The organism is Streptomyces sp. NPDC102462 (assembly GCF_044765425.1).
Lineage (GTDB): Bacteria > Actinomycetota > Actinomycetes > Streptomycetales > Streptomycetaceae > Streptomyces.
Map to the genome: position 1 here is coordinate 1 of NZ_JBIWKB010000078.1, position 12909 is coordinate 12909.

At 67.1% G+C, this 12909-nt stretch carries 12 protein-coding genes; 8 read left to right on the top strand and 4 right to left on the bottom strand.

Going from position 1 to position 12909, the window contains the following annotated elements; all coding sequences use genetic code 11:
* Nucleotides 1–81: 81 nt before the first annotated feature.
* Complete coding sequence (locus ACIRFL_RS38950; protein ID WP_404038918.1) at nt 82–336, bottom strand: type I restriction-modification system subunit M N-terminal domain-containing protein; 255 nt, start codon at nt 334–336, stop codon at nt 82–84.
* Nucleotides 337–783: 447 nt separating this feature from the next.
* Here ACIRFL_RS38950 and ACIRFL_RS38955 point away from each other — a divergent pair, with 447 nt between their 5' ends.
* From ACIRFL_RS38955 to ACIRFL_RS38980, 6 genes are all read left to right on the top strand, one after another.
* Nucleotides 784–1020: a hypothetical protein gene (locus ACIRFL_RS38955; RefSeq protein WP_404038921.1), complete on the top strand. Its 237-nt coding sequence runs from the start codon at nt 784–786 to the stop codon at nt 1018–1020.
* Nucleotides 1021–1371: 351 nt separating this feature from the next.
* Entirely contained in the window at nt 1372–2304 is a 933-nt protein-coding gene (locus ACIRFL_RS38960) for a tyrosine-type recombinase/integrase (protein ID WP_404038924.1), read from the top strand.
* 35 nt (nt 2305–2339) lie between these two features.
* Nucleotides 2340–4400, top strand: a complete 2061-nt coding sequence (locus ACIRFL_RS38965; RefSeq protein ID WP_404038926.1) for a tyrosine-type recombinase/integrase — start codon at nt 2340–2342, stop codon at nt 4398–4400.
* On the top strand, nt 4334–4936 hold the full coding sequence (locus tag ACIRFL_RS38970) for a hypothetical protein (protein ID WP_404038928.1): 603 nt from the start codon (nt 4334–4336) through the stop codon (nt 4934–4936). Before ACIRFL_RS38965 ends, ACIRFL_RS38970 begins: the two co-directional genes overlap by 67 nt.
* The gene (locus ACIRFL_RS38975; protein WP_266623294.1) at nt 4933–5520 is read left to right on the top strand and encodes a DUF6262 family protein; all 588 of its coding nucleotides are present in this window, start codon (nt 4933–4935) and stop codon (nt 5518–5520) included. Before ACIRFL_RS38970 ends, ACIRFL_RS38975 begins: the two co-directional genes overlap by 4 nt.
* Before the next feature lie 436 nt (nt 5521–5956).
* A complete protein-coding gene (locus tag ACIRFL_RS38980) occupies nt 5957–7786 on the top strand; it encodes a hypothetical protein (protein WP_404038931.1) in 1830 nt (609 codons plus the stop codon).
* Nucleotides 7787–7856: 70 nt separating this feature from the next.
* Here the strand turns inward: ACIRFL_RS38980 and ACIRFL_RS38985 are convergent, their stop codons facing one another.
* Both ACIRFL_RS38985 and ACIRFL_RS38990 read right to left on the bottom strand, forming a co-directional pair.
* A complete protein-coding gene (locus ACIRFL_RS38985) occupies nt 7857–8525 on the bottom strand; it encodes a hypothetical protein (protein ID WP_266623296.1) in 669 nt (222 codons plus the stop codon).
* A 403-nt stretch (nt 8526–8928) separates the two neighbouring features.
* Entirely contained in the window at nt 8929–9294 is a 366-nt protein-coding gene (locus ACIRFL_RS38990) for a DUF4440 domain-containing protein (RefSeq protein WP_404038934.1), read from the bottom strand.
* 257 nt (nt 9295–9551) lie between these two features.
* Here ACIRFL_RS38990 and ACIRFL_RS38995 point away from each other — a divergent pair, with 257 nt between their 5' ends.
* On the top strand, nt 9552–10253 hold the full coding sequence (locus ACIRFL_RS38995) for a transporter (RefSeq protein WP_404038936.1): 702 nt from the start codon (nt 9552–9554) through the stop codon (nt 10251–10253).
* A gap of 93 nt (nt 10254–10346) precedes the next feature.
* On the opposite strand, the gene ACIRFL_RS39000 is transcribed toward ACIRFL_RS38995, so the two are convergent.
* Nucleotides 10347–11096, bottom strand: coding sequence for a DNA-methyltransferase (locus ACIRFL_RS39000; protein WP_404038938.1), 750 nt, complete (start codon nt 11094–11096; stop codon nt 10347–10349).
* 628 nt (nt 11097–11724) lie between these two features.
* Between ACIRFL_RS39000 and ACIRFL_RS39005 the strand changes: the two genes are divergently transcribed.
* Nucleotides 11725–12867: a C40 family peptidase gene (locus tag ACIRFL_RS39005; protein WP_404038940.1), complete on the top strand. Its 1143-nt coding sequence runs from the start codon at nt 11725–11727 to the stop codon at nt 12865–12867.
* Nucleotides 12868–12909 lie beyond the last annotated feature (42 nt).

The window sequence follows — 12909 nt, forward strand, 5'->3', positions numbered from 1 at the left end:
GGCCGCCCCCATGCGCGTACCGCATGACGACGTCATACCGCAACGATCAAGAAGCGTCACGGGCCACCGGACTCCACGAGTTCAACCTGAGTAACTTGCAAACGTAGCGTTTCCACCGGACTCGTCCAGGGCCTCCTGAAACTCCTCCAGATATACGTCACAGATCCGCTTGAAGAAGAGCAGCGGGAAAATGTAGCTCTTGAAGTCGGCCTGGTCAATCAACCCTCGAAGGATCTGGGCAGCGCCCCACAGATGCGATTCGAGCTCCCCCAGAGTGAGCGGGGCCGGCGTCCTCGGCAGCAGTTCAAGCTGCTCGGCCACGTCCTCGTGGGTCACTGTTGTCGACTCCGATCTCTGCTTCAGCTGCTTAGCTGGACAAGCGTACCGTCTGGTGCGCTGGGTGACGGTCCGCATCCACATCCTCTACGTGACGTCAGCGCTCGGTGAGACGATCCGTGCAGGATGACGCACGGCTCACCCGGGTCAGGAGGTGCACCACCGACTGAGGACACGGGTCTTGAAACCTCGCCAGCGTCTCCACCATGGCCCGCGTCAGCGTGACCGTCATGAAGGATCGCGCTGAGTTGCCCTTGGTTGCACGAGCGGGAACCGGGACGCTCAACGACCCGAATACCTTCGGGTGTTCCGTATCACTGCCGCTGCTGCTCAGCAAGACGTCTTACTCATCGACCTCATCGACTCCGAAGAGTTGCTGGAATAGATGACACCCGGCCTCGATTATTTGTTTGCAGTTAGTACCGAGGCGGATTCAGGGGGAGGCTCATGAGCAACCTGAAGGTCTTCAGGGTGAGGGGCGGCCAGGCGACGGAGGTGCCGGGGGCGGCTGTGGGGGTGGAGGTCGAGCTGCAGCGGCTGATCGAAGCCAACATGGAGGCAATGCTCGGCATCCGGTTCCTGGCTACCGAGTACTGCACTGGTCATCACGGCGGCCGGATCGACTCCCTCGGGCTAGATGAGAACGGCACGCCGGTCATCGTCGAGTTTACCGACCGCAGGTAGTCCTGCCCGTGATGTCCGTCTGGGACTGTGACCAGCACGTCCCTGGCTTGTTTACCGACCGTGTCCGGGGCGTCTGTCATGTTCTGGAGTCGGTACGGAGGACGAGTGGCACGGCACGTGGTGGTCGGGGACTTGAGGGTCCAACAGATCGAGCGGAAGGACGGGCGGCGGTCGTGGACGATCGTGTGGCCCGAGGGGACGGTCCATTCGGAGGCGGACCGGTTCCTGCGTCTGCATGACGGTTCGGGAACGCAGAGGACGTACGCGTATCTACTGGTGGACCATCTGCGGTGGCTGGAGCGGGAATGCCTGGCCTTCGCCGCGGTCCAACTGCGAGACCTGGAACGGTACATGGGCATCGTCGGTGCCGAGGTCCGCATGCCGCTCGGCGAACCGTGGCGGGTCGGCAAGCGCCCCTACGGCCACTCCGCGCTGTCGAGCGCGGCGGCTTGCCTGAAGGGCTTCTATCTACATCAGTCCTCCCTCGGCATCAACGGCGAGCTCGGTAAGAAGCTCGATAAGTCGCGGTTGCCGTCGCGGTTGGACCGGCGCCGTTCGTTCCTCGGGCATGTGAAGTCGTCGCTGCCCACCAACTCGCTGGCGCCGAAGGGGCCGCATCGCCGGCATCCGAAGATGCTTCCGGACGGCGCCCGGGAGAGGCTCTTGGAGACGGTGAACGCCGCCCGGGACCGGCTGGTGGTCACCTGGCTCGCCGACGGCGGACTTCGTATTGGCGAGCTCTGCGGTCTTCACCTGGTCGACCTGCACCTGCGGGAGAGCGCGGCCTGCGGTGAGTGCCGCGCCCCTCACCTGCACGTCTGTCACCGGCCCGGCAATCCGAACCGGGCCGAGGCCAAAAGCAAGCATCCCTGGCGGGTCGAGCAAGGCATCGTGACCGGCGGGCTGATCAAGCGGGTCAGCCCGGCGATGGTGCACACCTACTTCGAGTACGTCACCACCGAGTACCCGCGCGGCGCCGGGCACGGCATGCTCCTGGTTCAGCTGCACGGCGCTGATACCGGACAGCCGTGGGCGCCGGTCGGGGCCCGGCGGATGCTCGGCCGGGCCGGGAAGCGCGCCGGACTCGGGCTGGTGAAACCCCATGCCTTCCGGCACTCGTTCACTTCCGCGGTTCTCGACGCCGCCGACGGCAATCTGTTGATCGCCCGGGATGCCGGCGGCTGGGCCTCGGCCGCGATGGTGGATGAGGTCTACGGGCACGTCGATGTCCACGACCCGGTCTTCGACACCGCCCTGCGCACGGTCTGGGGTGAGACGAAGTGACGGCGCCATGGCTGCTGCCGCAGCAGGATGCCCGCATGCGACGGGACCGGCTGGAGGTGCTCACCGCGCTGATCAACGGGCCCGAGTTCGATCCGGTGCTGCGCGGCGGGGTGGTGAAGATCCCGCCGCTGCACCCGGTCTATCCGTGGAGCTGCACGGTCGTCGACTGCGAGCGGCCCCGCTGGCGGCGCTACGCGATGTGCTCGGTGCATGCCGAGCAGTGGCAGGAGGCGGAGGCGCGCGGCGCGAGCCAGGCGCAGTTCATGCAGACCGCGGAGCCGCTGTCGGCCATGGAGATGCCGGACGCGATGATGTGCCGGATCTGCCCGCAGCGGCCAGCGTTCAGCCTGCAGCTGGTGCTGTGCTTCCGGCATCGCAACCGGTGGCTGAGTCACCTGAAGCGGCACCCCGGCGGGGGCGGGGGCGGGGGCGAGGGGGAGTTCGAGCGGTGGCTGGCCGATCAGCCGTCGCTGCCGGGCTACGGTGAGTGCCGGGCGGACGTGTGCGACGAACTGGCCGCCTCGCCGCTGGGGTTGTGCGGCGCGCACGAGCGCGGCTACGGCCGGGCCGGGCGTCCGGGCGGGGCGCAGCTGCCGAAGAACTTCTTCGCCACCTACGAGCGCCGTGATCGCCCTGTCCCGGTGACGTGCGAGGACGAGGTCGCCTTCCGTGCCTGGTGCCGCGCACAGTTGCCGGTGCACCGCACCGGAACGGTCAACCTGCGCGGCCTGCGGCCCTTGCTGCGGGCGGAGTTGCAGTGGGGCATGTATGTCCACGGCCAGCAGCCCGTCGCCGTGTGGCACCTGACGTGGGTGCAGTCACTCGCGGACGAGTGCCAGCGCCGCGACGTGGCATCCCTGGCCGGCCTGGAGGCGTCCGTCTTCCGCCGCGACTACCACCAGCGCATAGTCCAAGAGATGCAACAGGCCCTGCGGAAGATCTACTTCACCCCCTCCGACACCCGGGACGCCGGCTACATCGAGACTGAGCACTTTGGGGTGCGCTTCCCCCACCGCTCCAGCTACGTCGACCTGACCTGCATCTCCCAGCGGTGGCTGCGCGACCTCTTGTGGGATCACATCGCCGACGTGCTGCGCTCGCCAACCTGCCCGCGCAGCGCCCAGCCGGTGGACTTCGTGCGCCGCGCCGGCGCCGAACTGTCCGCGTTTTTGGAGGCGGATGCGCCGGGTGGCGGCCACGACCCGTCCGTGCTGCGAGGCGAGCACGCACACCGCTTCGTCGCGGACCTGCGCAATCGCGAACGTCTCGGCCTGGCATTCCGCGGCCGGGCCCGCCTGGACGGCAAAAGGGCGAAGGTCACCGAGAACTCGCGCCGGATGGTGTTCAACTACGGCCGGTCCCTGCTGCGCGGCGCGCTGGACAGCGGCAGCGCCGACCAGATCGGCCTGGACCGCACCTTCATCGCCGCCATGCCGGTCGGCGGCCCTGGCACGCCCCGCAGCCGAAACCCGTTCCCCGACGAAGTCGCCCGCGCGCTTGCGGATGAGGCCAACCTGCAGCAGCTCGCCGACGGCCACGATCCGCACGACCGGGGCCTGAGGGATATGTGGGAGACCATCATCGTCACCGGCCGGCGCGCCAGCGAGGTCATCCAGCTCCGCCTGGACTGCATCGGCCGCTACGGCGGGCTGCCCCTGCTCTGGCACGACCAGACCAAGGTCGGCAACCTGAACGCGGCCGTCCGCATCCCCGACCATCTCCTGGACCGGCTCGAAGAACGCCGCCAAAAGACCCTGACCCACTACGCCGATCGGCACGCCGGCCGCCCGCCCACTCCCGCCGAACGCGCCCACCTGGCCCTGTTCCCCACCGACATCCTTAATCCCGACGGCCGCCGTGCTCTGTCCTACACCTGGTTCCACACCGGCTTCCGCAGCTGGATCGCCGAGCTTGACCTCGGCGGTCACTACGTCGCCCACCAGGCCCGTCACACCCTGGCCACCCGGCTTCTACGGCACGGCGCGAGCCTGACCCACATCCGCCGCTACTCGGCCAGGTCTCCGACCGCATGGCCGAGCACTACGTCCACCTCACCCAGTCCGATTTGGACGACGTCCTCCAGCACGTCTGGGTAGCCGGCCCCGGCACCGCTCACCCCGGCGAACTCCTCACCAACGACACCACCCCGCTCACCCGCGAGCAGGCCCAGGTCCTGGCCATCGACCTCTCTCGCCGCAGCACCCCCGCCGAGGGCGGCTTCTGCACCTTCCAGCCCGTCGTGAACGGCGGCGCCTGCCCCTTCAACCTCGACTGCCACAACTGCGACAAGTTCGTACTGTCCGGCGCCGACCTCCTCTACTGGCGGCGCAAGCGCGAGCAGTGGCGACTGCTGGCCGAGGGCGCCCCCGATGACGCCACCGCCGACTACCTCCACCGCTACTTCGAGCCTACCGCCCGCGCCATCGACGGCCTGGAAAAGGCCCTGGCCGGCCTCGGCCTCCTCGACGACGCCCTCGCCCTGGACCTGCGCAAACCCCAGGACTACTTCCACCGCGTGTGGTCCACCGCCTTCCGCGCCACCGACCTCGTCAACGTAGGCAGCGACGAGCCGGACGAGTACAGCGATACGTGCACAGGCGACGGCGACGACCTCGAACAGGACGCTGCATGAACACCGCCGCCGTTCCCGAACCCCGCACCGCGGCAGCCTTGGCCGCCCGCCGCCGCAAGACTGAAGCCGCCCTTGAGCACGTCCACCAGGCCATCGCCCGGCTCCGACGCGAGAAAGCCCAGGTCAGTGTCGCCGCCGTCGCCCGCCGCGCGGACGTCTCGCGCACCTTCCTCTACGACAATGCCGAGGCCAGAGCCGCAGTCGCCGCAGCGATGGAACAGGCCGGCGAACGCCGGTCCCTCACGCTCGCTGAACAGCACGACGAGCGCGAGGCGACCTGGCGCGAACGCGCGCTGAACGCCGAGGAGGCTCTCAAGGCTGCCCGCACCGAGATCCTCACCCAGCGCACCCGGATCGGCGAACTCATCGGCCAGATACGCGACTTGGAAGCTGAATGGACCCAGGAGGCCGTCCAGCGGATCACCACCGAGAACACCACCCTCAAACAGCGGGTCCGTCAGCTCACCACCGACAACCGCACCCTCGACGAACGGCTCAAGGCCGCCCGCTCGAACCTGCGCTTCCAGGACCGGCACGTCGCCGATCTCGAAGCCCGCATCGCCGAACCGGCACTGAAGCCCTGAGCGGGCAGACCGCATCAGCACGACACGCCGCGGTGACCCACTCCTCCCCCTGGAGTCCTCACCCCGTCGTGTCATTGTCGCCTCCGTACCGGGATCCACCCATGCCTCGCGGTACGAAGGCCAGGCACCCGGCCGGCCCTTCCCGTGAAGAGCCCGCCGGGTGCTTCCTCTTTTCTGTGCGACCGCCGCGTCCGCAAGATGGCGATCTTTCGTCTACCCCAGGGGAGTTGGGCGTGATGGGGTTGCGTCGAACATACGTACCCTTAGTGGAGGATCGTTGAGACGCACACGCATAACGGCGGCGCTGCGCTGCATGGCAGCCGGCGCCGTCCTTGCCGTTCTGGCCGGGGCGGGTACCGCTTCCGCGGCCGGCTCGCCACCGAAACCCGACCCGCTGGCAGCGCCGCCCAAGGTCCACGGGAAGGAGGCCCCGACCGTGGCCGAGGCCGGGTCGCGGCCGGTGTCGGGCAAGTCCCCCAAGGCATCGCCGCTGTCCCATAACAGCGCGCCGGGCGGCTTTCAGCGGGTGATCTCGCAGAAGGTCCAGCTGAAGAACACCGTGACCGACGCCGACGGCGAAAAGTCGACGCTGACGTTCGAGGTGTGGACGGCGGACGCGTCCGGTAACCCGGTCACCCAGGTCAATCTGACGGACGCCAACCCGTACGGGGTGCTCGTCTCCCCCTATGTGGCGTCGGGGTCGACGGCCACGGTGGACGTCCCCGCGGGCAAGCTGTCGCTGAACAAGAACTACGTGTTCCACACGAACGCCTTCGACGGCTCCCTGTATGAGACAACATGGTCGCCGTGGGCGAAGTTCCGTGTGGAGATGCCCGTCGACCTGACGCTGCCGACTCCGGACTACACGGCACCGGACCCCAGCTCGCTGAACACCCCGCCGGACTTCTACCAGACCAAGCCGCTCGGCTCCTCGAGCACGCTGACCGCCAGCACCCTCAAGACGGGCGAGCAGTGCAGCAAGAAGGACAAGCGCGGCCGCCAGGTGTGCTTCGGCAAGCAGCTGTCCAAGGACAAGGCCCCCAAGAAGGTGGCCCGCGCGATGGCGAACGCCGAAGCGACCGCGGGCGTGGAGTGGTGCAACACCGACTTCTCCAGCATCCTCGCCACCCGCTTCACCGAGTGCGACGTGCGGACGGTGCCGGTCATCATCCGCACGGACGGCGTCCCGGACGCCATCGCCTACTTCATGTTCCTGCGCATGCTCCAGCTCGACGGACAGAACAGCTTCACCGAGCACCTGACGATCGAGCCGGCGCAGCAGATCCCGATGGACTTCGCCGAGATCGACATGTCCATCAACCAGCACCTGTGCCAGGGATCGTGTACCCCGGTCGAGCCGGACGACAGCGCCTGGACCGACAAGACGTGGTGGACCCCCGGCGACATGCATTCCACGTCGGTGACCACCCCCTACACCTGGGACGCGTCGACCCCGGACCAGAAGTACCTGTTCAAGCCGGACATCCAGATCGACGCGAACATCCTCCCGTCGGACGGCAATATCCGCCCGTTCATGACCGGCTACCAGTGGTCGCTGGACTACAGCGGCGACACCAAGGATCTTGACCAGATCCGCTGCGACACCACCACCGCCGGCCCCGGCACGGGCTGCGTGTTCGTCAACCACGCCCCGACGTACAGCTTCAACGCCAAGGCGTTCCCGCAGGCCGCCGCGCACGGATGGCTGATCCAGAAGGCCGTGCCCAACCACCCCGGGTCGGTGCAGGACCGCAAGCCCCTCTATTACATGGGCGACAGCGCGCAGAACACGCGCAGCCGCAACCGGATCTGCCCCACCGGATGGGCCGCGACCAACGGTGACGCCTCGGCCCTGGTCGACGCGTCGGACACGCTGAACTGCGACGAGTTCGCGTTCGCGTCGACGTACAACAGCGGCGGCATGTCCAGCGCCGAGGGCGGCCTGAACCCGGCGCTGCTGACCGGCGGGACCACGCCGACCGGGGCCGCGTGCATCAACACCTACGCCAAGAAGCTCAGCACCCTGGTGCACCTGTACAGCCTGAACGGGACCGACCCCACCTTCACCGAGGTGTGCGGCCGGTCGGCCATCTCGGGCATGCACAACCAGGAGTCCATGGGCAACCACTTCGCGACGTTCATGCGCGACAACCGGATCATGGACAAGGACGCGTACTGGCTCGACACGCGGATGGACGACGGCGGCACCTGCACCTACGGGATCGGCGGGGGACAGCCGGTCATCTGCAAGCTGACCGCCAGCTAGAACCCACGCACAACGGGACCGGCCCCCACCCTGTAGCAGGATGGGGGCCGGTCCTGGTTCGGTGCGCAGGTCAGGGCATGGGGAGAAGGACACCGGGAAGGGTGCCGGCGCGAACGGCCTCCTGGTCAATGGACAGGCCGCAGTAGGCGCCCACCGCGGCGAACACCAACGCGGGCAGCCGGGGCCCGTGCTGCTCGTAGTGCGCCACCACAGCGGCCTCGCCGACGTCGGCGATCGACGGGAACACTGCACCCGAGGCGTCGAGCGCTGCGTCCAGAGCGGACTTCTCCCCGGTGTCCTGCCCGAACTCCGCCCGGCGTGCGATCTCGTCCCCGGGCACATGCAGGATCTTCGACGGCGGGCTGAACCGGTCCACCGTCACGCAGACGATCTCCTGCCCGGGGTAGGGCCACATCGACTGCACCTTGCGGTAGCCGGTCGACCACGTCGCCGCGCCCCAGTCCTCCAGTACGTACAGCCAGTCGCCGCACATCCCGTACATGACGGGGTTGATGTGGGGCGACGGCCTGCCCGGCTGACCCACCGGCACGGCGAGATCCCTGTACGGGGTACGGGCGGCGAGCTCATCCAGGTCGGCGCCCAGCGCAATGAGGAACTCGTCAGCCTCCATCCCCCTGGCCGCGGTGAGCGAGATGCCGCCGAGCATCCCCCGCACGGCGGCGGATACAGGACTGTGAAGGTGTGCGCCTATCCAGGCGATGCCGTCACTCACGGTCACGGTTCGTTCCCCCTCGAGGTTGTTGGATGCTGGCCGCCAGCATGTCAGCCGTGGGGCCCCGCAGCGATCCGCGGGGCCCCACCGGCTTGTTGCGTGGATCTCAGGTCAGCAGCTCGAAGCCGCGCCCGCACCGCTTCAGTACGTCCGACCGTGCCCGCAGGAACGCCTCCCACGTCGACCGCTCATGCCAGCCCGAGGTCCACACGTTCACGTACCCGCTGCTGGCATACGTGCTGACTAGGACGTCACCTGATCCCTACCGCCCAACCACTTCACGGCCCGTCCACCGTCCCGGTGGACGGGCCGTCCCACTGGTTCTGGGAGCGAGTGCCTGGCCCTACTCGTGGTTATGGCGGGAGGATCAGTGCCTCTGCCGTTCCGTAGGCGACGGGACAGGCTTGCTTCAGCTGGCCAAGGTGCCCTGGTGAAAGTACATGCGCCAGCCTGTCTCCGTCAGGCGCCACAAGGAACTCCGCCATGCCCGACGCCCCTGATTGTCAGCGAAGTACGTCAGGTGAACGATCCCCGGAGCCAGGACGGTCCCTGACATCTTGCTGACCTTGACCGGCGCCTCCGAGGACACCGTTCCCGCACTTGTCACCGTGAGGATCGACTGCGCGTCCCACCAGCGACCGGACGCTCCGATCTCGGTGAACTCAGGATCCAGAAGCTCCGAAACGAGGGCCGGAGAAGCACGCACCTCAGGATCGAGAAGCCGCGACTCTCCACCAACGGCTGCTTGCACAGCCCGCTCACTCTCGTCAGTCATGCACGGATCCTAAGAACTTCCGGTGCCCGGGCGAAGCGAATATTGGGCACGGAGTGATCACCAACAGTCAAGAGTCGAGGTCCGCAGGGCAGGGCGAAAACAACGGACTCCCAAGTGGCGTCGCTGCACGATCCTGCGGTCAGTCCCACGAATCTCCGCAACGGGTTACAGCGACAGCCCCACCCCGTCGTCACGAACATGTAGTCTATGAATCGCCGCAGTTCAGGGCCGGTTCACGAGCTCCTGCGGTCGGTAAAGTGGAATACAAGCGCAATCGCGACCAAAACGTCATCAGCCAGGGTCTTTCGTACCTATGGTGGCTCCACGACCATCACCACGAATTCGAGAGCCTGGCCCGGGAGAAAATAGGAACCCGGAGCGCCGGGGAGATCGACTGGAGCGCTCCTCGGATCGTCTGCGTCGCCGGGGCCTTCACCCACCACGACACGGTCGCGGTGGAGATGATCGGCCACCGGATCGACCTCGTGACGTACCGGGCCTTCGAGGATGTACTCACCTTGCGGCTCATCGCGTCAGCCGACGGCACCCGCAACTCTCCGCGAGGCGGAACGTCGAGATCGGTCCGCGCTGCGTCTGCTGCACCGAAGTCGGTACGGCACTACCTCGACGAGTCGCCCAAGGATCTGAAGGAGCTGTACGCAGACCTCGACGAGCTGCTGCTGTCGCACCCGGGTGTGCGCAAGGAGCCCCAGCTCCACTACATCGCCTACCGGCGGATCAACAACGTCGCCACGGTGCGCCTACAGCCGCGCAACCGGCTGCTCGTGGTCAACCTGAAGGTGGAACCGGACACGGTGGAGCTGCACGATGGGTTCTCCCGGGACATGCGCGGCGTGGGGGTCCTGGGAATCCGTGGCGGCGTCGAGGTCCGGATCGGTTCGCGCGAGGACCTCGTACGGGCTACCGATCTCATTCAGCGCAGCATCGACGCTGGGTGACTCCCCGTACTTGAGAAGGGCGGTGGTTCCACCGTTCTGGTGGAACCACCGCCCTTCTCTGCGTTCTGCGTCCGCTGTCTGGGCTGCTCGCTCTCACTCCTCAGGCCCGGCAAGTTCGAAGTCGTCCTGGGTCAGCGCGTCTCGCAGCCGCTGTTCAGCGATGCCGGCGTAGTGCTCGGAGAGTTCAACCCCTATGAATTGGCGGCCTTCACGCAAGGCGGCTACGCCGGTCGTCCCGGAGCCGGTGAATGGGTCCAGGATCGTTCCGCCGGGCGGGCAGATCTTCACCAACTCCTGCATCACTTCCACAGGCTTCTGGGTGATGTGCACCCGGCCCTTCCGGGGCTGGCTCGCCGTGTAGAGACCGGGCAAGTAGACGGGGTTGCGGTTGCCATCGACGGGCCCCTTCGTTCCCCACGCGATGTACTCACACGACTGCTTGAGCCGCCCCTTCTGCGGCCGGGAAACCGGCTTGTGCCACGACGCGATCCCCCGCCAGGTCCACCCGGCGGCTTGCAGCGCGTCCGTCGTCGTCGGCAACTGCCGCCAGTCGGTGAAGACGAGCGCACTGCCGGACTCTACGGTCGCTCGATAGGACTCGGTCAGCAGGAGCGTGAGCCAGAAGCCGTACGAGCGCTGGTCTCGGTTCTCCCCAGGGAAGTTGGCGAGGTCGTGCTCGGCGTCGGCCGAGGTGTACTTCGCGCGTGCGGAGCGGCCAGTGCGCTCACTGCTCGTTCGACCGCCGCTGTTGTAGGGCGGATCGGTGATCACGGCATCGACGCTGTTGTCGGGGATGCTGGCGAGGGCGGTCAGCGCGTCGCCTCGGTGCAGGGTGTACGGCATTGCGCAGTTCTCTCTTTCGGGAAGGGGGGCATGCGCGTGCTTCTCCGCTCACGGAGAGCTACGCATGTCGTCTTGGTTCGCGCCCCGGAACTGGAGAAGCAGCTACCGGTGCGTGCAATGCGTTGGAGGTTAACTCCGAATTCCGGCCGCACCCAATGAGTCGACCCTCCGCTCAATAACCCGAAATCGCCCGAGGTACGGGCCGTTTGGTGCGGCCGGATTTCGTCTCTACAGTCTCGCCGTGTTCGCAGGAAGGGATCCGGTTCCACTCCTGCTGAGCTGTGCTGACGCGTGCTGTTCCATCCAAGGGGACAGCCTTCCCGCACCACACCGACTGACCCCCTAAAGGGCGAAGGGGACTTCATATGTGGCGAGTGAGATTACGAGCGCGGTTGGCTGCCGCTTTCCAGTAGGGGACCCAGCGGCTTGGAGTTGGCAGCTCCCGCCGCTGGGTCCCCCGCTTCCCACGGATTGCGAATTCATAACCGGCGCGGTGCTGGTGGCCTTTCGACGAGATCGCCTGTGCAGCGCTGCCTACGAGTAAGGAGTTGTTGATGCAACATGCCCAGGCACACCCCTCTCCGGGACCAAGTTCTCCCTACCACCGTTCGACTTTCGGACCGCGCCAGTGAAGAAGGTTGTTGCCATGGCCGGGGCGGTGGCGCTCAGTCCGACCCTGTTGGTAGCCCCGGTTGCTGTCGCTCTCGCTGGTTCCAACAGCGGCCAGGCCTTCTGTTTCACGGACTATCCACAGGCTGTGGATAACTCGACGGTCGCGAAGCAGGTGGAGTCCATCCTCAAGAGCAACGCCAAAGGGGCCGTGTCCGTTGCGGGGTTGGATGATCCCGAGGAGCAGATACCGAACGCCGAGGCGATCCAGGCAACTGGCGTCGCGATGAAGGTGCCGGCGCGAGGGCAGATCGTCGCCTTGGCCACGGCTCTGCAGGAGTCGGGGCTACGGAATCTCGACTACGGCGATCGGGACTCGCTCGGTCTCTTCCAGCAACGTCCCAGCCAGGGCTGGGGCTCGGCGACAGAGATCCGCAAGCCGGTGTACGCCTCGACGAAGTTCTACGAGGCGTTGCTCAAGGTCTCGGGCTGGCAGTCGATGACCGTCGTACAGGCCGCGCAGGCCGTCCAGAAGAGCGGTTACCCGGAGGCATACGCCAAGTGGGAGCCGCTGGCCACAGCCGTGCAGAAGGCCATCGCCAAGTCGCTGTCGCAGAAGGATGGTTCCGGCAGGGGCAGTGGCTCCGACGGTGTGTCCGCGCAGACGGATGCCTCGACGACTGCCGGGTGCGGTACGGGTTCGGACGGGACCGAGTTTGGCTCAATTCCCGCGGGGTCCGTGCCTGCCGGTTACAAGATTCCGTCGGGCGCGCCCAAGTCGATTCGTGCGGCGATTCGTTGGGGGCTTGGCCAGCTCGGCGCGCCGTACCAGTGGGGCGGCTCGTGTACTGCCCCGCACGGCCAGGATCCGATGGGGCGCTGTGACTGCTCCTCCCTGATGCAGGCGTCGTACAAGGCTGGCGGCATCTCGCTCTCCCGGACCACGTACACGCAGGTCAAGGAGGGCAAGGCGGTCAGCGTCGACGCCCTCAAGCCGGGCGATCTCCTCTTCACCCGCGGCACCGCCGCAGCGCCGGAACACGTCGGCATGTTCATCGGCCAGGGCCTCGTCCTGCAGGCGCCGCACACCTGGGACGTGGTCAAGATCTCGACCCTCGCCAGTTGGCGTGCCGACATCGTCGCCGCCCGCCGAGTCGTCTGACCGGCTTCTCCTCTCTATTCCTCCCCCTCACTCGCTTCGCCC